Here is a 24,089-nt window from a genome sequence, read left to right as displayed (position 1 = left end):
CCACGCGAAACGGGTATGGCCCTCACGAGCCCGAGGCCGACGGGTGCCAGCGCCTCAGCAGCCGGGAGCCCGTCAGGCTCACCGCGCCGAACAGCACCAGGCCCAGCACCGAGGCCGCCAGCACGGCGGCGAAGAGCAGATCCGTGCGCAGCTGCCGGTAGGCCGACAGCACCAGGATGCCCAGCCCGGCGGCGTCCTCGGAGAAGCCGGCGACGAACTCGCCCACGATGGCGCCGATGACGGCCAGCCCCGAGGCGATGCGCAGGCCGGTGAACAGGTGCGGCAGCGACGCGGGCAGCTCCAGCTTCCACAGTCTGGCCACCCGGCGCGCGCCATAGAGGCGGAACAGATCCCTCAGCGGCGGCTCCACCGAGCGCAGCCCGCTGAGCGTGTTGGCGATGACGGGGAAGAGCGAGACGATGAAGGACGAGATGGCCACCGCGCGCGCCCCCGGGCCGAACCACAGCACCAGCAGCGGGGCGACGGCGACGATGGGCACCGTCTGCAGGAAGAGGGTGTATGGGTAGAGCGCCCGCTCCAGCAGCCGCGAGGAGGCGAGGATGATGGCGGCCAGCACGCCCACCACCGTGCTCAGCCCGAAGCCCACCAGCGCCGAGCGGCCCGTGGTGATCGCCGCGCCCAGCAGGGTGGACGCATCGCGGGCTCCCGCGGCGGCGATGGCCGAGGGGGGTGGCAGCAGCCAGAGAGGGATGGCGAGCAGGCGCGTCAGGGACTCCCACAGCACCAGGAGGATGGCGAGCGCGGCCAGCGGCGCCAGGGCCGAGCGGAGGGCCTCGGTCTTCATAGGGACTCTCCTCGCTCCAGGGCCTGGTGCAGCAGGCCCATCTCCCGGGCGAACTCGGGCGTGGCGCGCAGGGCGGCGTTGCGCTCCGCGGGGAGGGCGAGCCGATGATCCAGCATCACCCGCGCTGGCCGCCGGGACAGCACCACGGCGCGCTCGGCCAGATAGGCCGCCTCGGAGAGCGAGTGGGTGACGAAGAGGACGGTCATCCCCAGCTCCCGCCACAGCACGCGGAGCTGGTCGTCCAGCCGGTTGCGCGTCAGCTCGTCGAGCGCCGCGAAGGGCTCGTCCAGCAGCAGTAGCCGGGGCCGGGTGACGAGCGCGCGGGCCAGGGAGACGCGCATGCGCATGCCGCCGGAGAGCTCGGCCGGGTAGCGCGAGGTGGCATCACCGAGCCCCACGTGCTCCAGCATCGCTCGCGCCGCCTCCCGGCGCTCCATGGCCGCTACCCCGGTCAGCTCCAGCGGCAGGGCCGCGTTGTCCAGCACGGAGCGCCAGGGCAGCAGGTGCGCGTCCTGGAAGACGTAGGCGATGGGCGCGCGCGTATCCCGGGTGCGCTCGAGGGCGGGGGAGAAGGAGAGGGTGCCCGCGTCCGGCCTGTCCAGCCCGGCCACCAGGCGCAGCAGGGTGGACTTGCCGCAGCCGGAAGGGCCCACCAGGGCCACGAAGGAGCCCGCGGCGATGTCCAGCGTCATCCCGTCCAGAACCGGGATGCCTCCCGGGAAGGTGCGCCGCAGGTTGGCGATCCGCACGTGCACGCCTCCCTTGCCGTCATCGATCGGGGGAGGTGTGGAAGGGGACGGGCCGGGAGAAGCCATGTGGGGAATGGGTTTCTAACCGCCCGCTTCCGGGCGGCCAACCCCCATGTACGGGAAACCCTCCTGCCCGCCCCTGCGCAGATGTGAACCCCGGTGCACAGGGAACGCGAAGCCCTTGGCCAGGGCCGGGCTCGCGCCGTCGCTTCCCAGCGGAGATTTCCCTCTTTGCTCGAAAGTTGGCACGAAGCACGCAGGGGGAGCCGGGTGCCCCACGCCTGGGGCGCCTGGCCCCGGCACGTCGGGTCACCCAGAGGTCATGATGAGGCTCCCGTTCCTCCTCCTGTTGCTGCTGTCCGCTCCCGCGCTCGCGGCGACGCGTCCGGCCTACGTCCTGCGCATCGAGGGCGCGGACGCATTCGTCGACCTCGGGCGCGCGGATGCCACGCGCTCCGGTGAGCGGCTGCGCGTCTACCGCGTCGTCGAGGCGCGCCACCCGGCCACGGGTAAGGTGATGCGCGACCGGTTCCTCCTGGGCGAGGTGGAGGTGCTGGAGGCCGGCGAGACACTCTCGCGCATCTCCGCCCCGGAGGAGCTCCTCTCCCGCCTGGAGGTGGGGGACGAGGTGGAGCCGGTGAATCCACCCGCGCCGCGCGAGCGTCCCGCCGCGCCCGCTCCCACGCAGGCGCCCCTGGCCTCCGCGCCCTCCACCGCGGGCCCCTCCGACGCCGAGCGCACCGCCCTGCGCACCGCGTGGAACGCCGCCCTGAAGCTCCCGCCCGCCGAGCGTGCGAAGGTCTGGGAGGACTTCCTCGCCGCCTGGCCCCAGACGGACCTGGCCGGCCCCATCCGCTCGGAGATCGCGCTCCTGCATGAGGCCCCCGCGTCGGCCTCGGCCGCCGGAGTGCCCGCCGCCGCGGTGGCGCCCGTCCTCAAGGTGAGCGCCCCCACCAGCGCGCTCACCGATGAGAGCCTCACCATCGGCCTCTCGAGCCTCGCCGGGCCCACGCCTCGCGCGGCGATGGTGCACTGGCGCGAGCAGGGCTCGCCCACCTTCCGCACCGTCCACATGACCGCGGAGCCCCATGGACACTTCCGCGCCACGCTGCCCGAGGGCGCGGCGGTGATGCCGGCCGTCGAGTACTACGTCGAGGCCGTGGACCCCGAGGGCACCACGCTCGCCGCCGCCGGCAGCGCCACCCGCCCGCAGCACATCGACATCCGCCGCCCGCCGCGCGACGAGCGCATCGTGCTCCGCGGCCGCAGCCGGGTGCGCGTCAGCGACGAGTACGTCGACTTCAACCGCTTCAAGGGCAACGACGTCTACAACCTCTTCGAGGCGGACTTCCTCTACCGCGTCCAGACGGCGCTGCACGCGGTGCGCGTGGGCTTCGGCAGCTACCGGGGCACCGGCACTCGCCGCGAGCTGCTCGACACGGGCGGCCCCAGCCAGCTGGTGGGCTACACCTATGGCTTCACCGAGCTGGAGCTGCGTCTCCATCCCTCGCTCTCCATGCTGGTGAAGGGCAGCGCCGGTGTGAACCGCGAGGGCCTCAAGGGCGGGTTGGATCTCGGCCTGCGCATCGGCAGCGAGATGGGCACGTCCCTGCTCGTCCGCGGCGCCACCATCGCGGGCATCGGCCAGCGCGCCAGCCTCGCGCTCGCCTGGGACGCCGTGCGCGGCTGGCCCATGAGCGCCGAGGTCGTCGTCACCAACGAGCCCATCGGCGAGGACCTCGGCGTGCGCCTCATCTACACGGTGGGCCGCTCCGTGACGCCCTGGCTCGATGTGACCGGCCGCGTGGGCTACCAGCTGCGCGACATCAACCACTCCGGCCTCACCCTCGGGGTGGGCTCCACCTTCCACTGGTAGCGGACTCCGGGAGAACGCCTTCCATGATGACCCTTTCCACCGCCACCTGTCTTCTCCTGCTGCTCGCCGCCCAGACGCCGGCGGCTGCCACCCCGCCTCCACCTCCGGAGCCCCTCGAGGTGCGGCACGTCCCGGCCGCCCAGGTGACCGCCGGTACCTCGCTCGTGCTCCGCGCCGAGGTGGCTCCCGCCTGGCGGCTCGGGGCGCTCGTCGCCCACCACCGCTCCGCCGAGGAGAAGGACTTCCGCGAGACGGCCTTCGAGCTCAGCTCCGACGGCACCTACGCGGCCGTCATCCCCATCACCGCCGAGCAGCGCGTGTCCGTGGAGTACTACCTCACCGCCCGGGACACCGAGGGGGTGGAGTCGGTGCGCTTCGCCAGTGCCGGAGCGCCCTATCCGGTGCTCGTCGACGTGCCCCAGTCCTCGCTGGAGCGCGAGGCCCTGCTGGCCGTGTACGGGCAGCGGCGCTCGCGCGTGCGCGCCTCCGCCGAGTACGTCGACTATGGCTCGCAGACGATCAACGGCATGCGCTACCAGGACCAGTACTACCGCCTGGAGGCGGACTACCTCTACAGGTTGCTCACCCAGGTGGGCGGCCTGCGGATCGACTCCATCCGCATCGGCGTGGGCCACCTGCGCGCGCACACGCCGGCCTTCGGACTGACGGCCCCGGGGGAGCCCCCCCGGCCGGAGCAGCGACCGGGCCTCGACTATGGCTTCTCCGAGGTGGACGTGGGCTTCAACCCCTTCTTCGGCCTCGGACTGCGCCTGACGCTGGGAGGCAACGTGACCGGCTTCTCGGCGGGGTTCGGCGGGAAGATCCGCATCGGCCGGCCCCACGGCTCGCATGCGGAGATCGGCGGCGAGTACACGGCGGGTCTCGGCGGTACGGGAACCGTCCGGCTCGTCTGGGACACCGTGCCGCGCTTCCCCATGAACGCCGCGGTGCAGGTGACGAATGTCCCCTCGGGACCCACGGGCGTGCGGCTGCTCTACGGCGTGGACTACCAGCTCACCGAGGCCATCCTCATCGGCGCCCAGGCCGGTTACCAGGCTCGCGCCTCCGTGGGCGGTGGGCCGACGCTGGGACTCTCCGCGAGCTATGGTTGGTAGGAGAGGGTGCTCCGATGATGCTCACCGCGCTCACGCTGCTCCTGCTCTCCGCGGAGCCGGGTCCGTCCCAGCCCGCTCCGTCCTCCGCTGATTCCTCCCTGGCCGTGGTGTCCACCTCGGCGCCCGGTCTGGAGAAGCTGGCCTCCGACGCGGGGCGCACGCTCGGCACCCGGCTCGAGGCGCCCTTCGTGGACCTCGGTGGCTACCTCAAGTCCCGGGGTGAAGGCTGTCAGGCGGATGTGCGCTGCCTGGTGGCGGCCCCCGGGCTCTCCGGTACCTCGCGCCTGTTGCACCTGCGTCTGCGCCCGCTCTCCACCGGGCGGGTCGCCGCCGATCTGCGCCTCATCGAGGTCCGAACCTGGAAGGTCATCGGCCGGAGCGCCTCGGTGGTGGAGACGGGTGCGCTGGCGTCCTGGGCGGAGAGCTCCTCCACCCGGATGCTCACGCGGGCCGACCCGTACGCGCGCCACCCGCCCCCGAGCCCCTTCTCGCTGAAGCCACCCGCCGAGACGTCACCCGCCCCCGAGGCGAAGTAACCCAGCGATAGGACTCGGGTTTCTTCCAAGGTGCCCGCTCCCCGGCTCCACGGGCGAGCGGGCTTCTTTTCGTGACCATTTGACTGAAAATACGAATCTGGTCATGTTGTTCGTATGGCCGTTTCCACCAAACCGTCCGAGCCCGCTGGCCGCTCGTCCGCCGAGGCCCGGCGCCAGCGCATCCTCCAGGTGGCCAAGAGCCACTTCGAGCGGTTCGGCTTCCGGCGCACCCGCATCGAGGACATCGCCCGCGAGGCCGGTATCGCCAAGGGCGCCGTGTACCTGGAGTTCGAGAGCAAGGAGGTCCTGCTCCACGCGGTCATCGAGTCCCTGTTCGAGGAGATAGGGCGCCGGTACGTCGCGGAGGTGATGCCGCTGGAGTCGCCCCGCGAGCGGCTGCGCGCCACGCTGCGCTTCTCCTACCGCGAGCTCGCCCGTGACGCCTTGTTCGAGCGGCTCTTGCGCGAGGATTCCGACGTGGCGGTGCTGCGCTCCCTGGCGGAGAGCGGAGACAATCCGCGCAAGGCGGATGCCCAGCTGGAGATGCTGCGCGGCTGGGTGCGCGAGGGCATCGAGCGGGGCGAGCTGCGCGCCGACCTGGACATCGAGGCGGTGCCCTTCGTCTTCGGCGTGCTGCGCTTCCTGCACTACCACACCGCGCTCGCCACGATGGGAGACCGCATCTCCCGCGAGCGGCTGCTCGACGCCGTCATCGACATCTTCATCGCGGGTCTCTCCGCGCCGGGTGTTTCCAACAAGGGGTGATGCCATGCATGCCATCGAGATTGATCGGCTGACCCGCGTCTACGGCTCCGTGCGAGCCGTGGACGGGGTGAGCTTCCACGTGGAGCCCGGGGAGATCTTCGGCTTCATGGGGCACAACGGCGCGGGGAAGACGACCACGCTCCGGATGCTGCTCGGGTTGACGCGCCCCACCTCGGGCAGCGCGCGGGTGCTCGGCCATGACGTGGTGCGCGAGAGCCTCGAGGTGCGCCGCCAATGTGGCTTCCTCCCCGCCAGCTACGCGCTCCCGGCCCACATGACGCCGCGCCAGTTCCTCGCCTACGTGGCCGCCATGTTCGGCCTCGAGCCCGAGGTCTCCGAGCCGCGCATCCAGTCGCTGCTCCAGCTCTTCGGGTTGGAGGCGGCGGCGGACCGGAAGCTCGGGGGCTTCTCCACCGGCATGACGCAGAAGGTGGGGCTCGCCCAGGCGCTCATCAACGAGCCCCGCCTGCTGCTGCTGGACGAGCCGACCTCGGGGTTGGATCCGCTCGGCCGCTACGAGCTGCTGGAGCACCTGCGCCGGCTCTCCGGTGAGCGCGGCGTCACCGTGCTCTTCTCCAGCCACATCCTGTCGGACATCGAGACGCTGTGCCGGCGCGTGGCGGTGCTGCACCGGGGTCAGCTCGTCGCCTTCGGACCCATCGAGGCGCTCAAGAGCGAGCACCGCTCCACGAACATGGACGAGCTCTACCTGTCGCTCGCGCGGAGGGCGGCATGAAGGCGCGCCTGCTCTGGCTCGACATGTGTGCCTCGCTCCGCGAGCGGAAGACGCTGCTGGCGGCGGCCATGATGGTCTATGCGGCGTTCTCCATACCCTTCATCGCCGCGAAGCCGCCCGCTCACGTGCTGTCGGCCTTGAATGGGTGGTTCGGGACGTCCGACCCCTTCATGATCTTCCTCTTCGTGTGGACCGACCTGGCGATGAACAAGACCATCGTCATACTGGGCGTGGTGCTCGCGGGAGGCCTGGTCATCCGCGAGCGCGAGACGGGCGTGCTCCAGGTGCTGCTGTCCAAGCCCGTGTCACCCGTCGCGTACTTCCTGGTGCGCACGCTCTCCGCCTGCGGCGTCATGGCGCTGCTCTACGTCGGTGGCCACCTGCTGGCCGCGCCCATCGTCGCCCGCACCCTGCCGGGCTTTCGTCCGGGGCTGTTCTTCGCCTCGATGGCGGTGCACCTCTTCGCCGCGTTCTTCGCCGTCTGCCTCAGCGCCCTCGTGGCCGTGCTCGTCCAGAGGCGCTCGCTGGCGGCCCTGGTGAGCCTGCTGGTGCTCTTCCTGCTCGTGGGCCTGGCGTTCATCGGCTTCTACAACCCCGCCTGGCGCGAGGCCTCCCTCTTCAACCCCATCACCCAGGGCATCTCCGTGCTCGGTCACGTGGATGACCTGAGCCCCGGGCACGTGCTGGGACCCATCGCCATCCTGCTCGGCATGAACGTGGCCTTGCTCGCTCTCGGCGCCCTGCGCGTGCGCCACCTGGAGGTGTGACTCCCATGCAGGCCTCCCTCCTTCGCTACCGTGCCCTCGAGGCCCGCCACGCCATCGGGTGGGCGCTCTTCGTGTCCCTGGTCGTGGGCGTCGGCGTGGTCGTGCTGACGGGCGTGCTCATTCCGCTCCTGCCCGCTCCGGTCAATGCGTTCATGGAGCGCGCGTTCCTGATCCGCGGCCTCGGTGCCGTCATCCTGGTGAACGAGTACGTCGGCATCTACCTCCTGACCTTCTTCGCCGGGGCCTCGGCGCTGATGCGGGCCCTCGTCGAGCCTCGGGAGAACCGGGCGCTCGAGATGCTGCTCAGCAAGCCCATCTCCCGCCGCGCCTTCCTGGAGGCACGGGTGGGACCGATCCTGATTGCCTCCGCGCTCGTGGGGCTCGTGATGACCCTGACCACGGCGCTCGTCGTGCGGCCCTACACCGGCGAGGGCTCCTCCGTGAGCGTGGCGGGGACGATCGGGGCCGGGCTGGTCCTCACGTCCCTGGCGGTGCTGCTGCTCGCCGTGCTCGTCATCCCGCTGCTCGTGGTGCGCGACGCGTTCCAGGGGCTCCTCATCGCGTTCATGCTTTGGATGGTGCCGATGATCCCGACCGCGGTGCTGCTCTACCGCCCCGATCTGTTCGAGGGCCACGAGCGGCTGCGGGACCTGATCACCCTGGGGCCGAACCTCCTCTGGTTCGACGCGGCGATGCCCCGCCTCGGGCTGATCTCGGTGGGGGTGGCGCTCGTGGCCTCGTGGGGCGCGCTCGTGCTCGGTGCCCGCGTGTTCGAGCGCACGGAGCTGCGCTGAGCACGCGGCCATCCGGGAGGTTCAGGGGCTGAGCGTGGTGGAGCGGGCGAGGTTCTTCAGCACCTGCTCCGGGGCTCCGGCCGAGGTGGGGTCCACGCCATCCAGCCACTGGTCATAGGCCAGGTGGATGGTGCGGCTCGCCTCCGGTGCGTTCGGGGTGAGGGAGAGCCCCTCCAACGAGACCTCGGCGCTGGCGAGACCATGGGTCTCCAGGCGGAAGGGGCGCGCGGCTCCTCCGCCGGTGGGGAGGACCTGGCCTTCCAGCAGCAGGGTCTTGCCTTCCATGCTCGCCCCGGTGGGCAGGCCCTCGGCGTCCGCGTCCGCCGGAGAGAAGACGAGGCGCGCGCGGCAGTAGCTGCCCGGGGGCGGTTGCAGGGTGCCGAGCACCAGCGCTTCTCCGTCCGGGCGCTCCAGGCCTCTCACGTGCGGGACACCCAGCTTGCGGGGGCTGCTGGTCTCGTGCGCCTCGGCCGTCCCGATGGGAGAGAGCAGACGCAGCCACCGCCACGCACTGGTGGTCGGGCAGGGGAAGATCTCCACGCTGCTGAGGGTGACGTAGGCGCGGCTCAGGGTGATGCGATCGCCCTGGGCGTTGGTGAACGAGCGGGTGGCGTTCTCGGAGAGCGCGTTCCCGGCGGGACGGAGGGCGAGGTTGAGGTGGAGCTGGATGCCTTCCTCGCGCGAGCCGCACGCGCAGAGGGCCAGGAGGAGCAGGGTGGGGGAGAGGTGGAGCTTCATAGGTCGTAGGCGATGGAGGCCTGGAGGATGGGCGTCTGGTGGACGTTGCCGCGCAGGCGGTTGAAGAAGGGAACGCGCACGCCGAGCTGCACCACCACGTCGGTGGTCGGGCTGAGCAGTACGTCCGGGGAGAGGAAGGCGACGAAGCCGCTGCCCACGGGATCCTTCACGCCGAGGGTGTCACTGGGGCCCTCGAGTCGGCTGTCCACGGCGAGACGCAGGGCCCAGCGTGGGCTCGGCTGGAATTGGGTGGCCAGTGTGGTGCGGAGGGAGGCTCCGGCGCGGAAGCCCTCGCGTCCTCGGGTGGGGAGATAGCCAGTGGCACTGGCGAGGAAGGACCAGTCGGAGCGGAAGCCGGACCAGGCCAGCCCGAGGAACGGGTCCACGGAGGCCGTGCCGAGCTGCGCATCGAGCGATAGGGGGCGCCCCGCCGCATCGCGCTGCGTGGGCGAGGTAGGGAGGCGGGTGCCCACGAGGATTCCGAAGAGGTTGTCCGGCGAGAAATCGCGATCGCGGAAGACGAAGACCTTGGCGCCGACCTCCACGTCCCCGAGCCCCCAGGCCGTCTCGCGCGCGAGGCTGACGTCCTGCACGGTCCGGGCCTGGAGGGGCAGGGTGGCGGACAGGAAGAGCCAGGGGACGGGGGCGTAGGCCACGGAGACGTCCATGCGCAGCTCGCGCAAGGAGACGGCGTCAATGGCCTGCTGGCCGGTCGTCTGGCTCCAGGCGCGCAGCTGGGTGGCGAGCCGAAGGCGGCCGGCGAAGGGCTGCTCGGTGCCCATGGAGGTGAGGGTCGGATCGCCACAGGAGCAGGTGGCGCAGGCGAGCCCCGCGGTGGGAACGAGGAGGCCGGCCACGAGCGGGAGGGCGAGGGAGAGGGACTTCCACATGGTGGGTGCCACGTTAACGGGACGGGGCACGCGGGCACCTGCGGCGAGTTGTCGCAGCTCACTCTCTCGAAGCTCACCGGGGAGGTGCTACTCACCGACAGGCGAGCTGGTTCACTGCAGCCGGACATCGTCGTCCACTTCACTCGCAACATCACCCGGATTCAGTGCATCTATGACCTCAAGTTCCCCTGCGGCTACGCGGTGGGTAGCAATCCGTGGTCGAATGAGGTTGTCGAGCAGATGAAGTCCTATGGCAACCTCGGCGGTAAGTGCCTCCCGGCCCTCGTCACCCCGCAACGGGGCGTCGTTCGCCAGTAGGAAAGCAGATGACTTCGACCCATCCACGAGTGCGAATCCCAGGGCCTGTCAGATACACGTCCTGGACACCGGAGTCAGGGGACGTCGAGCATCTCTGGGCACGTCTCGTGGCACGAGACATCGTGCGCATCGTCTTTTTCGTGCCACACGACCACTTCGACATCGCGGCGGGGGTGTCTCATGCCCTCGACAGTTACTTGCGCGCCGTGAAGGGTGGCCCGAGCGCCTTGGTTGAATACACCTGCTGCGACTGGGAGCCGTCCAAGCTCGGTGACAGGGGGTGGGAGCTCATTCGGGACACCCTGAACCCGAAAGAGCGCAGGTACTTCGACGACTACGACGAGGATGAGGCTTCTCAGCCAGAGAAGGCCGGGGCGGAGCCCTACTTTGGCATCTACGGTGAACAGGACAGTGGCTTCTCGTTCACCTACCACGCTCGAATTCCCTGGCGCGAAGCCCCTGCCAGCAGCGCAAGCGTCCTACGCGCCACCCTGCCAACGGAGTACCTCGAGGAGAAGGGGGCCGGGGTCGTGCATACGCTCGCTCTCGACATGGCCTCCCGGCTCCCTTTCGCCTCCGGCCATGCGGGGCTTGCCCTCGATGTCGCGTACCCCAGTCTGGACCGGCTCGACATCCTGCGCCCGCTACTGGTCCGTCATCCCGGCTTCGATATTCGCGACGCCGGCATTCGCGACGAGCTGGGCACCCAGGTGGATGGCGTCCACTGGATGAATTTCTTCGGCCTGCCGGTGCTCAGCGCTCTGGGGGGCGCAGCGGGCCTTCGCGCGAGGCTCCAGTTCCCGTCCACTGAAGTGCGGGAACTGGATGGCGAGCGCGTTCTGGTGACCCTGGGACCAGAGCCCGAGGCGGGAGACCTGACGCACGGCCAGCTCCTTCCCGCGTATCGCGAGCTCGCGAAGGTACTGGAGCCCTGGCTGGAGCCATTCCCTTGGGGGTTTCTCCGCAGCCAGGGCCGGGCCAACGACGAGGAGGAGCTACGTCGTTGGTGGAGGCGTTTCCTCGACTGACCTCAGGCCTCGGTGGGCTCCGGGGCCTTCTCCTTTTCCGCGGCCGGTGCCAGCTCGAAGTCCACGATCTCGAAGGTGTTGTCGGCGAGGTCCGCCTTCTCCACCAGCTCCGCGCTCTGGCAACGGGTCGCGGACAGCACGTCCTCCCGCACCCGCTCGAAGCCCGCGAGCGTGGCGGCATTGGCCGCGAGCTTCATGCGCGTGATGCCCCGACCCACGCCCGCGCCCGACTCGCTCTTGCGCTTGTTGATCGCCTGCTGCGCACCCTCCGCGAGCTGGAAGGAGGCCGCGTGGGCCGGCTTCGCGATGCCCTCGAAGGTGCGGGCGTCGGGCCAGGGGGCACGGTGGATGCTCTTGTGTCCCGTGTCCTCCGCGAAGGCCCAGCCCCACACCTCCTCGGTGATGTAGGGCAGCACGGGGGCGAACAGCCGCAGCAGCACGTTCAGCCCCAGCCGCAGCGCCGCCACCGCCGAGCCGCGCGCCTCCTCGCCACCCGAGGACTCACCGCGCGCCCGCGCCTTCACCAGCTCCAGGTACGTGTCCGTGAAGCTCGACCAGAAGAAGCTCTCCGTGTTCGCCAGCGCCGGCGCGAACTCGAAATCCTTGTAGGACGCCGTCGCTGTCTCGACGAGGCTCGCGAGCTTCCACACGAAGGCCCGGTCCAGCTCGTGGGTGATGGGGTGCTCCTGGGCCGTCTGGGCGAGCACGTACTTGCCCGCGTTGAAGATCTTCGTGACCAGCCGCTTGCCCACCTTGAAGACCTTCTCGTCGAAGGCCGTATCCGTACCCAGGCGCGCCGAGGCCGCCCAGTAGCGCACCGCGTCCGCCCCGTAGTTCTCGATGAGGTGCATGGGCGTGATGACGTTGCCCTTGCTCTTGGACATCTTCTTGCGGTCCGGATCGAGGATCCACCCGGAGATGAGCACGTGCTTCCAGGGGATGGTGTCCTCGTGCAGCATCGCCTTGGCGATGGTGTAGAAGGCCCACGTCCGGATGATCTCATGGCTCTGCGGCCGGATGTCCGAGGGGAACACCCTCCGGTGCCGTTCCGGATCCTTCACCCAGCCCGAGGCGATCTGCGGCGTCAGCGAGCTGGTGAACCAGGTGTCGAACACGTCCGACTCGGCCGTGAAGCCGTTGGGCTGGTCCCGCTGCGCGGCCTCGTAGCCCGGCGGCACGTCCACCGTCGGATCCACTGGCAGCCGCTCGCGAGGCGCCAGGATGGGCTTGTCGTGCAGCGGGTTGCCCTCCGCGTCCAGCGGGTACCACACGGGGAACTGCACGCCGAAGTAGCGCTGGCGGCTGATGCACCAATCGAGCTGAAGGTTCTCCGTCCAGTTGCGGTAGCGCGAGCCCATGTGCTCGGGGTGCCACTGCACCCGCTCGCCGAAGCGCAGCAACTGCTCCTTCTTGTCCATCAGCCGCACGAACCACTGGCGCGTGGAGATGAACTCGAGCGGCTGGTCGCCCTTCTCGAAGAACTTCACGTCGCGCTGGATGGGCTTCGGCTCGCCGATGAGCGGGGCACCCATGCCCGGCTTCGCCGCGCCGTCCTCGCGCCGCAGCAGCTCCACGATGGCCGTGCGCGCCTGCTTCACCGACTTGCCCTGCAGGCCCGCGTAGAAGCCCTGCGCGGCCGTGGCGTCGAGGCTCTCCCAGCCCGGCGCCCCGAAGGTGAGGGGGAGCAGCCGCCCGTTGCGTCCGATGATCTGCCGCAGCGGCAGCTTCTGCTGGCGCCACCAGAGCACGTCCGTGGCATCACCGAAGGTGCACACCATGAGGATGCCGGTGCCCTTGGTGGGATCCGCCAGCTCGCTGGGGAAGATGGGCACCGGGACGCGGAACAGCGGGGTGATGGCGCGCTTGCCGAAGAGGCCCTTGTAGCGCTCGTCGTCGGGGTGCGCGGTGACGCCGACGCAGGCGGCCAGCAGCTCCGGCCGCGTGGTGGCGATGGTGAAGTGCGCGTCCGAGCCCTCCACCGCGAACGCGATGTCGTGGAACGCGCCCGCCTGGGGCCGATCCTCCACCTCCGCCTGGGCCACCGCCGTCTGGAAGTCCACGTCCCACATCGTGGGCGCAGTCACCGAGTAGGCATGGCCCTTCTCGTACAGGTCCAGGAAGGAGAACTGCGCCAGCTCGCGGCTGTGGTCGTCGATGGTGGCGTACTCCTCCTCCCAGTCCACCGACAGGCCGATGCGCCGCCACAGCGCCTTGAAGACCTGCTCGTCCTGCTTGGTCACCTGGTGGCACAGCTCGATGAAGTTGGGGCGGGACACCGTGCGCGGCGGCTGCTTCGAGGACTCGGCCGTGGCCTGCTCCATGCGCAGGCCGGGCTCGTACGGGGTGCGCACGTCGGCGCGGACGTTGAAGTAGTTCTGCACCCGGCGCTCGGTGGGCAGACCGTTGTCGTCCCAGCCCATGGGGTAGAAGATGTTGCGCCCGAGCATCCGCTGCTGCCGGACGATGACGTCCGCGTGCGTGTAGCTGAAGATGTGTCCCACGTGCAGCGAGCCCGACACCGTGGGGGGCGGCGTGTCGACGACGAACGTCTCCTCCCGCGGGCGCGAGGGGTCGTAGCGGTGGAGCCCCTCCGACTCCCAGCGGGCATCGAGGCGCTTCTCGACGCTCTCGGCTTCGAAGTGCTTGGGGAGGAGCTCGGGGTTGATGGAACGGAACGTCTTCATCGTCGGGTTCGCCTGGGGTACGCGGCCGTCGCTCGGCCTGTGGAGGGCGCGCAGATTACGGCAGCGGAAAAGGGCCTGCACTGGTTTCTCGGATGATGGCCTCCTCCCGTGACGGCCCCCAGGAAGCGGACCTTACTTGTCCGTGCTCGTCACCTCCGCTCAAGATGCGGGCATGAAATGGCTTCACACCTTGTCGACCACGTCATCCCACGCGCAAAGGGCGGCGAAGGCGATCCAGACAACGGCCAGGTTCTCTGCAGGGATTGTAATCTCAAGAAGAGCGACAAGGCTCCGTGAGCCTCATTCGTCATGACAGGGACATCCTCTGATCAATACGTCAAGATACTGTTCCACCTCGAGCAGGATGAGGATGGGTATCCTCCCGCCAGCGCGGAAACGCTTTGGGCTATCGAAGTGGGTGAGGGGCTCTACAAGATCGATAACATCCCTTTCTTCGCCACGGGCATTGCCTTGGATGACGTCGTCTCGGCGGAGCCGGAGGAGGGCATGCTCCTCTACAAGGACGTCGTCCATCCCTCGGGACACAGCACGTTCCGTGTCGTCGTGTACGAACCTGACGAAGCTCCCGAGGTGCATGGAATCTTCAAACGGCTGGGCTGCTCGACGGAACAGAGCCACCTGCGAGGCCTGATTGCGATCGATGTGCCTCCATCCGTTTCATGGGATGAGCTGAGACGGGTACTGGATTCAGGCCGCGAGCAGGACCGGTGGGACTACGAAGAGGCCTGTCTGGCACGCTCCTGACGGCCGCTCAGTGTGTCCGTTGCAGCCAGCGAGGCAGCCGGAAACGGCCACCGGGCGGCTGCGCCAGGGCCTGCGAGGGTTCGTTCGGCCTCAGGCGGATCCGCGCCAGGAGGATGTCGTAGAGCTCCTGGTAGCTGTCGGCCTGGCGCAGCTCCTCGAGGGTCCCCGTCCACTCCAGGGACATCGCGTGCAGTTCCTGCGCGAGCCGGTCCTTGAATCGCTTCTGGACCTCGGGATCGTCCAACTGCCGGGCATCGAAGGAGCCTCCTGGAATTCCATCCATGTCGGGCTCGCCCTGCGGCGTCATCCCCGCGTCCTCGAGCGCGCGGCCGATGGCCTCGACCAGCGTCCTCAGCGGCCAGGACTGGCTGCGGCGGTTGCGCAGGTACGCCAGGAAGTCCACCTGGTAGTCCTCCGCCAGCCTCGCCCCGATATTGTAGATCGCCTGCGGCGGCAGGCCGCTCCGGGTGGCCAGGTCCTGCAGCAGGGTCCTCGCCCGCTCGGTCGCGTCCAGCAGATCCGTCCGGGTTCGATCCTCCGGGTCCGTGCGCTGCCGCGCCTCCAGGAAGAGCTCTCGCATGTCGACGGCCCCGCGCACGCCCAGCTGCCGCGCCACGCCGATCTTGTCCCGCAGGTAGGTGATGAGGATCGCCTGATCCACCCAGTCGACCGCGCGCGCGAGCGGGTAGAGCGTTCGCAGCGTCAGCTCCCCTGGATCCGACGAGGCCAGGTGCTGGATGTCCGAGATGCCCAGCTCCTCCAGCCGCTCGGTGATGCGATCATTGACGCCGTCCACGTACTCCAGGGACAGGGCCTCCTGGCTGGGCACGGTGGGCTGGAAGATCGACACCACGCGCCGCCGCAGCGCCTGAAGCGCCCAGGTCGGGAAGGCTCCCAGGGTGAAATAGAGGAAGCGGCTCTGGTTGTCCGTGCCGGCCGCCTGGATGAGCTGCGTCTGCCCGGCGACGAATCCCAGCACCAGGGTGATGAGGGCGCGCAGGGTGGCGCCCAGGAGGAACTCGGAGGAGAGCGCCGCCGACTGCATGCGGTGGATGATGAGCAGCAGCGTGTACACGTAGACGCCGAACCCGGCGAACATCAGCCCGCGCAGTCCCTCCTCGAAGTCGCCGGTGACGGCCGCATACTGGGTCAGGTCGTCGATGAGGTCCGGGAACATGTAGGCCGCCGAGAGGGTGGCCACCAGCAAGAAGGGGATGGAGAGTGCCGCCGCGCCCCCCAGCAGCATGAGGACGCCGGGCCGGTTCTGTTCCATCGCCTCCTTGCCCAACCCCGCGGTGAAGATCCGGGCCGTCTCGGCTCGGCCCCGGGTGCTCGCGTAATGACGCGCCGCGACGAGGTAGCAGCGCAGCACCTCCATCCGGGCTCCCACATAGCGCCTGTTGCTGCGCACCCGGTGGGCGAAGGCCAGCACGCTCGGCAGGAGCGCGCAGATCCCCAGCCACGTGAAGAAGAAGAAGTGCTCCCAGGAGTAGCGCAGCCCCCGCACGAGCTTGTCGCGCACCTGGGGCACGACGAGCACTACTCCCACTGCAACGAGCCCGAGCAACGTCCACAGCAGCCGCAGAGTGCGCTCGCGAGCGGCGGCGGATCGGGTCGAACGGCGGACTTTCTGATCCTCGCCAGCCATGGGGCACCTCCAGCGGAGCGGTGCGGCCGGGGAAAGATGTGCACGGAGCCGAGCGATCGGAGGCCCGCCCGGAGTGCGAGATGCGCGCATGGGAGTGGCCCCTGACACCGATGTCCTGCCAGCCGTGGCCCGGGTGTCAGGATTTCCAGGCCCTGATGCGGCGTAAGTCCGCGATATCACTGGGTGTGCAAATGGCACCCGAAGTGCTACTGCCCTGTCCGCTGATCCTCTCCCAAGGGAAGCCGCGATGCCACGTGCACTCTGCTGGATGACACTGACCCTGCTGGCGCTCGGAGCCGCCGGCTGCGCCTCTTCCGCCGATTACGGGGAGAGTCCCTCCCCGGGCGACGGGAGTGGAGGCGCCCCCAACGAGCCCGGTGGAGCGCCGGTCTGCAACACGGCGGCGGACTGCCCGGCCGGCTACACCTGCACCCGGTCCGCCTGCGTCCCTCCGGAGGACGAGAAGGACGCCTCGGACGCGCCCCCTCCGCTGGCCAGCAAGAGCTTCGTCTACGTCCTCTCCCCGAGCGCCAACAGCCTCACGCGCATCGATCCGCGCACGCTCACGCTGGAGGCCATCCCGGTGGGGGCCTCGCCGGTGGACGTGGCCGTGGTGCCCGGCGAGGACGCGGCGGTGACGCTGTCCTCCCTGGAGGCCTCGTTGTCCGTGGTGGATTCCGCCACGCTGCCCTCGCACGTGTTGCGCGTCCCGCTCGGCCGCCGCTACGGGCGCGTGTCCGTCTCTCCGGATGGGGCGTATGCGCTGGCGTGGCCGGATCCGTCCTCTCCGCCCGGCTCTGGTGCCGAGGGCGTGGTGTCGCTGGTGGATCTGCGCGCGGCGCGACGGGGTGAGCCCGCCGAGCGCACGGTCCTCGAGCGCTCCGCCGGGTTCCGCGTGACGGACGTCCTCTTCCGTCAGGAGGAAGGCGTGGCCACGCACGCCTACGTCTTCGCCAAGAGCACGGTGACGGTGCTCGACCTGTCCGCCCCGCGCCAGCAGCCGCTGCCGGTGCGCATCTCGCTGCCGGCGGCCATGGCGGCGGACATCAACTCGCGCGAGGTGGTGGCCACGCCCGATGGGCAGCGCGTCCTGCTGCGCGCCACCAGCGCGGCGATGCTGGCGTCCTTCGACGGGGCTGCCTTCCGCACCGTGACGCTCCCCGAGGTGGCCACGGACGTGGATCTGCTCCCGGATGGATCGGGGGCCGTGGCGGCGCTGCGCACCGCGGGCCAGCTCGCCTTCATCGAGCTGCCGGGCGATCTCGTGGACCCCTCGGGCATCCAGCTCATCGACGTGCCGGAGACCTCGGTGGGCCAGGTGGTGCTGCCGCCGGACGGCGGGGGCCACTTCGCGCTCGTCTACACCACCGTCCTCAATGACGAGTCGCTCACCCGGGTGGAGCTCCCCTCGGGCACCGTCACCCGCTACCCGCTGGAGAAGCGCGTGGACCGCGTAGCCCTCTCGGCGGACGGCCGCGCGGCGGTCATCATCCACAAGCCCGAGCCCGCCTCCACCGCGACCGACCCGTACGAGCGTGCCGTGGACGCGGACCGGGGGTACTCGGTGCTCGATCTCCCCTCGGGCTACCTGCAACTGCGCCGCACCGGGAAGCTGGAGCCGGCGCAGCTGGCCTTCTCCTCCGGCGGAGGCTTCGTCGGGGTGACGCTGCGCAGTGACACGGAGCGCCGCTACGCCGTGGACGCGGTGGACCTCTCGACGCTCGTATCCCACTCCGTCTCGCTGGCTTCTCCCCCGGCCTACGCCGGTGGGTTCGCCGGGGCGACCGAGGAGACCCGCCACCGTGTCTTCGTGTCCCAGCTCCATCCGGCCGGCCGCATCAGCTTCGTCAACCTGGACGACAGTCAGATCCGGACCGTCACCGGCTTCACCCTCAACTCGCGGATCGAGTGAACCCATGAGAATCGTTCGACGACTGCTGCCCGCGGTGTTGTTGCTCGCGGGGGCCTGTGGTGGCCGCGGAGATCTCTACACCCAGAGGCTCGCGCCCCTGCCGTTGCTCACCACGGGGGATGCGCTCGTGTCGGTGGTGCCGCAGACGCAGCGGGTGGTGCGGGTGCGCAAGGGCGAGAAGCCCCAGGGCTTCCCCATCGCCCAGGGGGCGCGCAAGGCGGCGAGGCTCCAGGAGGACCTGGTGGCCGTGCTGGCAGGAGATCAACGCCGTCCGCTGTTGCAGCTCGTGTCGGTGGACAGCGGGGACGTGCGGACGCTGGAGCTGCCGGGCGCGTACGACACCCTCGCGTTCAGCGCCGACAACCGCTTCGGCGTCCTCACCTACAGCACCGCGAGCCTGGGCCCGGACGTGGTGGCGCGCAACCTCAACGAGGTGTCGGTGGTGGACGTGGAGACCCGCGAGGTGACGCGCCTGGCGCTGGGGACGGAGAGCCTCGCGCCGCGCTCGGTCGTCTTCGCCCCGCCGAAGGAGGATCGGCAGTACGTGGCCATCACCCTGGACCGGGGCGTGGTGGTCCTCGATGCGAAGGCCCCCCGGCGGGCGCCGCGGCGCATCCCCACGCGCCTGTCGGAGACGCAGCCCGAGGTGGCCGTGCAGGAGGCGCTCTTCTCCCCGAGCGGGGACGTGCTCTTCCTGCGGCTCACCGGCATGGACGACGTCTTCGCGGTGGAGCTGGGCAGGGAAGGGGACGAGCTGACGGCGTCCGTGAACTTCCTCGCCGGGGGCACGGGGCTCAGCGACATCGAGCTCCCGCCGGCCTCGGCACCGGCCGCGGAGCGCTCGGTGCTGGCCGTCTACGCGGGCAGCCAGGAGGCCCTGGTGCTCGACGCGCGGGGACTTCAGGACGTGCCCCGGCTCCCCCTGGGCGCGCCCCTGACGAGCACCCATGTGCTCGCGGATGGACGCGCGCTCTTCTACGACGGGAAGCTGCGCACGGTGGTGGCGTGGGACGTGGTCACCGGGAAGAGCGGCACGGTGCTGTTGAGCGCCGGCTTCGACGCGGTCCGCTTCAGCGACGCGCTCGGCGCGGCCGTGTTCCGTCACCCCAGCGTGGGCAATGGCGGCGCGGCGCTCTCCGTGGTGACGGTGCGCGAGGAGGACACCCGCCTGCGCGTGCGCATCAACCCCATCCCCGTGTCGCGCACGGTGGGCGCCGACGTCATGGACGCGGCTCGGGGCCGGTTCTACTTCGCGCCCCAAGGGCAGCCCACCCTGGCCCGCCTGGACGTGGAGACGCTCGCCATCGACCAGGTCACCCTGGATGCCCCCATCACCGTGCTGCACTACCTGCCAGCGCAGGACGTGCTGGCCGCGCAGCACGCGGAGCCGTTGCTGGGTGACGTCACCCTGATTCCCGCGGACCGCTTCGAGCGCGGCGCCGCGGAGCGCGTGCGGTACTTCACCCTCGCGGATGAGCTCGACCGCGCCCCGGAGGGCCCCTGACCATGAGACACCTTCCCGTCACCTGCGCCGTCCTCCTGCTGGCCGCCGTCCTCTCTTCCCCGGAGGCCTCCGCCCGGGCGCCGTTGAGCTTCCGTCTGGGCTATGCCGGCCAGGTCAGCACTCCGCGCGCGTATGATCTCGTGGACGAGAACGATCACCTGCCGCTGTTCCGCGTGGGGGCCGCCTACGCGCTGCCCCTGACGGGCGGCCGGCTGGAAGTGGAGGGCGGCTTCCTCACTGGGGGCACCTCCGCGTCGCTCCACCATGCCACCGAGGCGAAGCTGGGGCTCACGGGCGTGGAGCTCGGGGCCGCGTACCGCGCGTCCCTGGGTTCCTTCGTCGAGCCCTATGCCCAGGCGCTGATCGGCTACGACTGGCTGGGTCTGCGGGTAGGCCAGCTGCGCCAGGACGTGGGGCAGGTCTCCGCCACGGGCCTGCTGGGCGTCTCGTTCGTCCTCCCCCTCCACCGGGGCCGCGCGGGCACCCCCGCCTTCCTCTTCGACGTGGGGGCGGGGTACGGCTTCCGGCCCAGGGCCCGCTTCGACGCGCTCACTCCGGAGCCTCCGGCCAGGAGCGACCAGGAACCCATCCCCTCGACCGCCCTCCAGGCCGGCTCGCTCCCTTTGTCCGGGGTGGCGTACCGCTTCCAGGTCGGCCTGCGGCTGTGATGTGACACGGGGTGTGGGAGCGATGCTCACCCCCCGTCCCGATTCCAGGGGGAGTCAATGAGTGTGCTAAACAACGTACGGCTCTACACTCCCCCCCATGCTGGAATCACTCTCCGTACCCAAGCGACGCGTGGCGGCCCAGTTGATCCTGCCGGGTGGTGCCTCGCGCAACGTGGCCGTGTTCCTCTCCGAGGCCGCTCCCGGATACACCGGGGGTGAGCGGCTCTCGGATCTCCTCAACGCCAGTGGCCCCCAGTTCATCCCCGCGCTCGACGCGGAGACGAACGTCATGACGTTCGTGCACTGCGAGAACCTCGCCCTGGCACGCGTGGCCGCCGAGCACGAGCCCAACATCATCGACCAGTTCACCATCCCCACCGAGCACGAGGTGGAGGTGACGATGGTGGATGGGCAGAAGCTGCGCGGGCTCATCACCTACGTGCTGCCCGACGCGCACTCGCGCCTCACGGACTACCTCAACAACGCGCCCGCGTTCTTCCCCGTGTTGGAGGGGGAGCGCGTCGCACTCGTCAACAAGCGCCACGTCGCGTACGTGGAAACCCTTCGTCGCTGAGAAGCCATGGCCCGGTTCGACGCCTTCATCGAGAAGCTCTACAAGGAATCTGGTGTCGCTGTGATGCTGGAGACCGGCAGCGGTATCACCCTGCGGACCGCCTCGGGCAACGTGCCCATGGTGAAAGCCGGGTTGAGCTCGCAGCAGATCATCGGCGCCCTGTCGGAGATCGTCCCCGCGGATCTGCGGGCCAACTTCCCCACCGAGGGGGTCTCCTCCTTCCCGTACAGCGCCCCCGCCGGCTCCGTGCAGGTGAAGGTGCAGAACGTCGCGGGACACCTGAAGGTGGCGCTGGTCCCCTACAAGCCCCCCGCCAACGCCGTGGCCGCCGTCCCGCTGCCGCCGCCCACCCTGGCTCCGGCCCCGGCCGCCCTGGACCTGCCGCCCGCGTCCGAGGAGGACAAGCTCGAGCTGGCCTCGCCGGCCGACATGATGGACCTGGCGGCCCGTGGCGCCGGTGGGGCCTTCACGGCCGCTCCCGCCCCGGCGGCGCGCACGCCTTCCCCCGCGGCTCCGGCGGCCCAGGCCCGCGCGGTGCCGGGCGCCGCCGCTCCCTCCGCCGTCGAGGCCAGGTCGAGCATCCAGGTGCTGCCGCCCCAGGACGGACCGGATCCGGACGCCGCCAAGGCCATGGCCGCGCTGCTGGATCGCATGCTCGACAAGAAGGCCTCGGACCTCCACCTGTCGAGCACCGTGGTGCCCATGCTGCGCATCGACGGTGACATGGTGCCCCAGGAGGACTACCGCCCCCTGTCTCCCGAGCGCCTCAAGGCCATGCTCTGGACCATGGCTCCGGAGAAGAACAAGAAGCAGTGGGAGGAGACCAAGGACACCGACTTCGCCCACGAGACCGATCGCGCCCGCTTCCGCGTCAACGTCTTCGAGGATCGCAAGGGCATCGGCTCGGTCATGCGGCAGATCCCCAACAAGATCATGACCGCCGAGGACATGGGGCTGTCCAAGCACATCCTCGACCTGTGCTTCCTCAGCAAGGGTCTGGTCCTCGTCACCGGCCCCACCGGCTCGGGCAAGTCCACGACGCTCGCCGCGATGATCGACTTCATCAATCGCAACCGCGAGGACCACATCATCACGATCGAGGACCCGATCGAGTTCGTCCACCCGAACAAGAAGTGTCTGGTCAACCAGCGCGAGGTCCACGTCCACACCCAGGGCTTCAAGAACGCCCTGCGCGCCGCACTCCGCGAAGACCCCGACATCGTGCTCGTCGGCGAAATGCGAGACCTCGAGACGATCGCCATCGCCATCGAAACGGCCGAAACGGGCCACCTCGTCTTCGGGACGCTCCACACCAACACCGCTCCCTCGACCGTCGACCGCATCATCGACCAGTTCCCCGCCGACCGGCAGGAGCAGATCCGCATGATGCTCTCCGAGTCCCTCAAGGGCGTCATCTCGCAGATGCTCGTGAAGAAGATCGGTGGCGGCCGCGTGCCCGCTCAGGAAGTCCTCCTGTGCACCAGCTCCGTCGCCAACCTCATCCGCGAGGGCAAGACGTTCCAGATCCCCTCCATCATGCAGACCTCTCGCGGCATCGGCATGCAGACGCTCAACGACGCCCTGCTCGATCTCGTGAAGAAGAAGCTCTGCGAGCCCAACGACGCCTACATCAAGGCCATCGCCAAGGCCGAGTTCAAACAGATGCTCGAGCGCTCGGGCTTCAAGGTTGATCTCCCCACCTCCTGAGTCTCGGAGGTGGCGCGCCGCCACCCTCGTGGCGGCGCTCACCCTCGGCGCGTTCCTCGTCCGGCTCGCGCGGCTCCTCGAGAGCCCCGAGCCTCCCGGGACCGACGGGTATTACTACGTCGTCCAGATGCAGCACTGGCTCGCCGAGGGCCGCTTTCATGTCCGCGACGCCAGCTGGGTGCTGCGCGCTCTTGGACTGGGCTCCGCCTTGTTCGGTGGACCCGTGGTCGGCGTGAAGGTCGGCAGTGCCCTTCTGGCCTCGCTGTGTGTTCCCGCCGCCTGGTTCGCGGGTTGGGTCCTGGATGGGGAGGTCGGGGGTCGACATACCCTCAGGGCTCTCGGATTGGCCTCATGGGCCGCTTTTTCTCCGACGCTGACTCACCTCGCCGGGGACTTTCCGAAGACCCTCGGGATCGTCGCTCCGCTCTTCTTCGTGCTCGGATGGGCTGTTTCTGGCCGGCGCTCCTGGGGCATGCTCCTGGGGGCGGTTGGGGCGGCCCTGCTCGCCGCCACCGCCCACCGGCTCGGCGCTTCTCTGCTCGGATTGGGTGCGTTGGGGGCCGTGCTCGGCCTCGTGCTTCGCGGGCGCACGGATTCGCCCGAGCGCAAGTGGCCCCTCGTCCTCGTCGGCCTGGTGGGCCTGGCTTCCTTCGCGCTCCTCACCTCCGTCCTCCCCAATCTGCTCCACCCCAAGGACCTGGAGCGCGTCTCCTCCCAGCTCGACCTGTCCCCCGGCTGGCCTCCTCCTTTTCCGTACTTCGCGCTCCGACGGACCCATTGGCTTCAACAGGTGGAGCTGGGCTCGGCCTGGCTCGGACTCGCCTGGGGGGCCGTGCTCCTCTGGCGGCGCCGGGAGCTGCGCCCGCTCGTCATGGGGCTCGTCCTCCCGCTCGCGGTGTGCCTGTTCCCCCTCTGGCGCGGCGATGTGCTCGACATGGGCTACCGCACCTCGCTCCTCGCGCCGCTGCTCGCCGTCCCCCTCGTGCTGCTCGCCGTCCCCTCGGTGCGTCCGGGTCTCCGCCCGCTGCCCTGGGCCGCCGCCCTCGTGGCGCTGGCCCTGGTCCCCCTGGCGCGATTCGGCTTCGACCCCCATGCGACTCCGCCCTATGGCCGCTACCGGGCGCTCATCTCCCGCATTCCCCAGCCCCTGCCCGAGCTGCTCATCGCGCACCAGGGCGTGAACTTCCTCTACGACCACGTCACCGGCCACGAGGCCATGGCCTGGGCTCCCGAGCCCGGATTGGATCGCACCCGCATCGGACGGCTCGTCTGGGGCGTGCTCGATGGGGAGTGGATGGCCTACGCGCCCACCCGGGAGGAATTCCCCCCGCCCGTGCGGCTGGATCATGACTACGTCTATGTGCGCGAGGACTTCTTCGAGGCCTTCCTCGCCCGCGTCCGGGAGGAGGGGGACGAGGAGCTGCTGGAGCGGCTCGTCGATTGGCACAATCCTTCCGCCGTTCGTCCCGCTTCACTCCTGCGCAACCGGGACTGAGACGTATTAGCCTGG

At 69.8% G+C, this 24,089-nt stretch carries 22 protein-coding genes and 1 pseudogene; 17 read left to right on the top strand and 6 right to left on the bottom strand.

What is annotated here, in order from left to right; translation table 11 throughout:
* Positions 1-22: 22 nt before the first annotated feature.
* Both NR810_RS09320 and NR810_RS09315 read right to left on the bottom strand, forming a co-directional pair.
* Positions 23-805 carry an ABC transporter permease gene (locus NR810_RS09320; RefSeq protein WP_257450342.1) on the bottom strand — a complete coding sequence of 261 codons (783 nt, stop codon included), beginning with the start codon at positions 803-805 and terminating at the stop codon, positions 23-25.
* A complete protein-coding gene (locus NR810_RS09315; protein WP_257450339.1) occupies positions 802-1,554 on the bottom strand; it encodes an ABC transporter ATP-binding protein in 753 nt (250 codons plus the stop codon). Before NR810_RS09315 ends, NR810_RS09320 begins: the two co-directional genes overlap by 4 nt.
* Positions 1,555-1,876: 322 nt before the next feature.
* Here NR810_RS09315 and NR810_RS09310 point away from each other — a divergent pair, with 322 nt between their 5' ends.
* The 7 genes from NR810_RS09310 to NR810_RS09280 all read left to right on the top strand — a co-directional run bounded on the left by NR810_RS09310 (position 1,877) and on the right by NR810_RS09280 (position 8,143).
* On the top strand, positions 1,877-3,430 hold the full coding sequence (locus NR810_RS09310; protein WP_257450338.1) for a hypothetical protein: 1,554 nt from the start codon (positions 1,877-1,879) through the stop codon (positions 3,428-3,430).
* A 23-nt stretch (positions 3,431-3,453) separates the two neighbouring features.
* Positions 3,454-4,545 (top strand): hypothetical protein, encoded by a 1,092-nt coding sequence (locus tag NR810_RS09305; RefSeq protein ID WP_257450336.1) that lies wholly within the window; start codon positions 3,454-3,456, stop codon positions 4,543-4,545.
* A 14-nt stretch (positions 4,546-4,559) separates the two neighbouring features.
* Positions 4,560-5,081, top strand: coding sequence for a hypothetical protein (locus NR810_RS09300; protein WP_257450334.1), 522 nt, complete (start codon positions 4,560-4,562; stop codon positions 5,079-5,081).
* Between the two features lie 114 nt (positions 5,082-5,195).
* Positions 5,196-5,846, top strand: a complete 651-nt coding sequence (locus NR810_RS09295) for a TetR/AcrR family transcriptional regulator (protein ID WP_257450331.1) — start codon at positions 5,196-5,198, stop codon at positions 5,844-5,846.
* 4 nt (positions 5,847-5,850) lie between these two features.
* Positions 5,851-6,582, top strand: coding sequence for an ABC transporter ATP-binding protein (locus NR810_RS09290; protein WP_257450329.1), 732 nt, complete (start codon positions 5,851-5,853; stop codon positions 6,580-6,582).
* Positions 6,579-7,349 carry an ABC transporter permease gene (locus tag NR810_RS09285; RefSeq protein WP_257450327.1) on the top strand — a complete coding sequence of 257 codons (771 nt, stop codon included), beginning with the start codon at positions 6,579-6,581 and terminating at the stop codon, positions 7,347-7,349. Before NR810_RS09290 ends, NR810_RS09285 begins: the two co-directional genes overlap by 4 nt.
* A gap of 5 nt (positions 7,350-7,354) precedes the next feature.
* A complete protein-coding gene (locus NR810_RS09280) occupies positions 7,355-8,143 on the top strand; it encodes an ABC transporter permease (RefSeq protein ID WP_257450325.1) in 789 nt (262 codons plus the stop codon).
* Positions 8,144-8,164: 21 nt separating this feature from the next.
* Here the strand turns inward: NR810_RS09280 and NR810_RS09275 are convergent, their stop codons facing one another.
* Positions 8,165-8,881 (bottom strand): hypothetical protein, encoded by a 717-nt coding sequence (locus NR810_RS09275; protein ID WP_257450323.1) that lies wholly within the window; start codon positions 8,879-8,881, stop codon positions 8,165-8,167.
* A complete protein-coding gene (locus tag NR810_RS09270) occupies positions 8,878-9,771 on the bottom strand; it encodes a transporter (RefSeq protein ID WP_257450321.1) in 894 nt (297 codons plus the stop codon). Before NR810_RS09270 ends, NR810_RS09275 begins: the two co-directional genes overlap by 4 nt.
* 48 nt (positions 9,772-9,819) lie before the next feature.
* Here NR810_RS09270 and NR810_RS09265 point away from each other — a divergent pair, with 48 nt between their 5' ends.
* On the top strand, positions 9,820-10,089 hold the full coding sequence (locus NR810_RS09265; protein WP_257450319.1) for a hypothetical protein: 270 nt from the start codon (positions 9,820-9,822) through the stop codon (positions 10,087-10,089).
* Between the two features lie 122 nt (positions 10,090-10,211).
* Positions 10,212-11,117 carry a DUF3396 domain-containing protein gene (locus NR810_RS09260; RefSeq protein WP_257450317.1) on the top strand — a complete coding sequence of 302 codons (906 nt, stop codon included), beginning with the start codon at positions 10,212-10,214 and terminating at the stop codon, positions 11,115-11,117.
* Between the two features lie 2 nt (positions 11,118-11,119).
* Here NR810_RS09260 and valS read toward each other — a convergent pair.
* Positions 11,120-13,801, bottom strand: a pseudogene (gene valS / locus NR810_RS09255) (valine--tRNA ligase); the annotation flags it as partial.
* 108 nt (positions 13,802-13,909) lie between these two features.
* On the opposite strand from valS, the gene NR810_RS52795 reads away from it, so the two are divergent.
* Both NR810_RS52795 and NR810_RS09250 read left to right on the top strand, forming a co-directional pair.
* Positions 13,910-14,098, top strand: coding sequence for an HNH endonuclease (locus NR810_RS52795; protein ID WP_407653764.1), 189 nt, complete (start codon positions 13,910-13,912; stop codon positions 14,096-14,098).
* Between the two features lie 12 nt (positions 14,099-14,110).
* Complete coding sequence (locus NR810_RS09250) at positions 14,111-14,566, top strand: DUF4265 domain-containing protein (protein ID WP_257450313.1); 456 nt, start codon at positions 14,111-14,113, stop codon at positions 14,564-14,566.
* Between the two features lie 7 nt (positions 14,567-14,573).
* Here the strand turns inward: NR810_RS09250 and NR810_RS09245 are convergent, their stop codons facing one another.
* Positions 14,574-16,214 carry a hypothetical protein gene (locus tag NR810_RS09245; protein WP_257450311.1) on the bottom strand — a complete coding sequence of 547 codons (1,641 nt, stop codon included), beginning with the start codon at positions 16,212-16,214 and terminating at the stop codon, positions 14,574-14,576.
* 247 nt (positions 16,215-16,461) lie between these two features.
* Here NR810_RS09245 and NR810_RS09240 point away from each other — a divergent pair, with 247 nt between their 5' ends.
* The 6 genes from NR810_RS09240 to NR810_RS09215 all read left to right on the top strand — a co-directional run bounded on the left by NR810_RS09240 (position 16,462) and on the right by NR810_RS09215 (position 24,074).
* Positions 16,462-18,126: a YncE family protein gene (locus NR810_RS09240; RefSeq protein ID WP_257450309.1), complete on the top strand. Its 1,665-nt coding sequence runs from the start codon at positions 16,462-16,464 to the stop codon at positions 18,124-18,126.
* Positions 18,127-18,130: 4 nt separating this feature from the next.
* On the top strand, positions 18,131-19,630 hold the full coding sequence (locus NR810_RS09235; protein ID WP_257450307.1) for a hypothetical protein: 1,500 nt from the start codon (positions 18,131-18,133) through the stop codon (positions 19,628-19,630).
* Between the two features lie 2 nt (positions 19,631-19,632).
* A complete protein-coding gene (locus tag NR810_RS09230) occupies positions 19,633-20,298 on the top strand; it encodes a porin family protein (protein ID WP_257450305.1) in 666 nt (221 codons plus the stop codon).
* A gap of 130 nt (positions 20,299-20,428) precedes the next feature.
* Complete coding sequence (locus NR810_RS09225; protein WP_257450303.1) at positions 20,429-20,872, top strand: hypothetical protein; 444 nt, start codon at positions 20,429-20,431, stop codon at positions 20,870-20,872.
* 6 nt (positions 20,873-20,878) lie between these two features.
* Positions 20,879-22,579, top strand: a complete 1,701-nt coding sequence (locus NR810_RS52060; protein WP_306817992.1) for a type IV pilus twitching motility protein PilT — start codon at positions 20,879-20,881, stop codon at positions 22,577-22,579.
* A 28-nt stretch (positions 22,580-22,607) separates the two neighbouring features.
* Positions 22,608-24,074 (top strand): hypothetical protein, encoded by a 1,467-nt coding sequence (locus NR810_RS09215; protein ID WP_257450301.1) that lies wholly within the window; start codon positions 22,608-22,610, stop codon positions 24,072-24,074.
* Positions 24,075-24,089 lie beyond the last annotated feature (15 nt).

The organism is Archangium lipolyticum, assembly GCF_024623785.1.
GTDB classification, from domain to species: domain Bacteria; phylum Myxococcota; class Myxococcia; order Myxococcales; family Myxococcaceae; genus Archangium; species Archangium lipolyticum.
Note: the sequence above shows the minus strand (reverse complement) of the source record. Positions and strands in the feature narration are given on the sequence as shown.

Excerpts from the sequence above, each read along its gene's own strand:
- NR810_RS09320 (WP_257450342.1), bottom strand. The coding sequence starts at position 805 with ATGAAGACCGAGGCCCTCCGCTCGGCCCTGGCGCCGCTGGCCGCGCTC.
- NR810_RS09310 (WP_257450338.1), top strand. The coding sequence starts at position 1,877 with ATGATGAGGCTCCCGTTCCTCCTCCTGTTGCTGCTGTCCGCTCCCGCG.
- NR810_RS09305 (WP_257450336.1), top strand. The coding sequence starts at position 3,454 with ATGATGACCCTTTCCACCGCCACCTGTCTTCTCCTGCTGCTCGCCGCC.
- NR810_RS09300 (WP_257450334.1), top strand. The coding sequence starts at position 4,560 with ATGATGCTCACCGCGCTCACGCTGCTCCTGCTCTCCGCGGAGCCGGGT.
- NR810_RS09295 (WP_257450331.1), top strand. The coding sequence starts at position 5,196 with ATGGCCGTTTCCACCAAACCGTCCGAGCCCGCTGGCCGCTCGTCCGCC.
- NR810_RS09290 (WP_257450329.1), top strand. The coding sequence starts at position 5,851 with ATGCATGCCATCGAGATTGATCGGCTGACCCGCGTCTACGGCTCCGTG.
- NR810_RS09285 (WP_257450327.1), top strand. The coding sequence starts at position 6,579 with ATGAAGGCGCGCCTGCTCTGGCTCGACATGTGTGCCTCGCTCCGCGAG.
- NR810_RS09280 (WP_257450325.1), top strand. The coding sequence starts at position 7,355 with ATGCAGGCCTCCCTCCTTCGCTACCGTGCCCTCGAGGCCCGCCACGCC.
- NR810_RS09275 (WP_257450323.1), bottom strand. The coding sequence starts at position 8,881 with ATGAAGCTCCACCTCTCCCCCACCCTGCTCCTCCTGGCCCTCTGCGCG.
- NR810_RS09270 (WP_257450321.1), bottom strand. The coding sequence starts at position 9,771 with ATGTGGAAGTCCCTCTCCCTCGCCCTCCCGCTCGTGGCCGGCCTCCTC.
- NR810_RS09250 (WP_257450313.1), top strand. The coding sequence starts at position 14,111 with ATGACAGGGACATCCTCTGATCAATACGTCAAGATACTGTTCCACCTC.
- NR810_RS09245 (WP_257450311.1), bottom strand. The coding sequence starts at position 16,214 with ATGGCTGGCGAGGATCAGAAAGTCCGCCGTTCGACCCGATCCGCCGCC.
- NR810_RS09240 (WP_257450309.1), top strand. The coding sequence starts at position 16,462 with ATGCCACGTGCACTCTGCTGGATGACACTGACCCTGCTGGCGCTCGGA.
- NR810_RS09235 (WP_257450307.1), top strand. The coding sequence starts at position 18,131 with ATGAGAATCGTTCGACGACTGCTGCCCGCGGTGTTGTTGCTCGCGGGG.
- NR810_RS09230 (WP_257450305.1), top strand. The coding sequence starts at position 19,633 with ATGAGACACCTTCCCGTCACCTGCGCCGTCCTCCTGCTGGCCGCCGTC.
- NR810_RS52060 (WP_306817992.1), top strand. The coding sequence starts at position 20,879 with ATGGCCCGGTTCGACGCCTTCATCGAGAAGCTCTACAAGGAATCTGGT.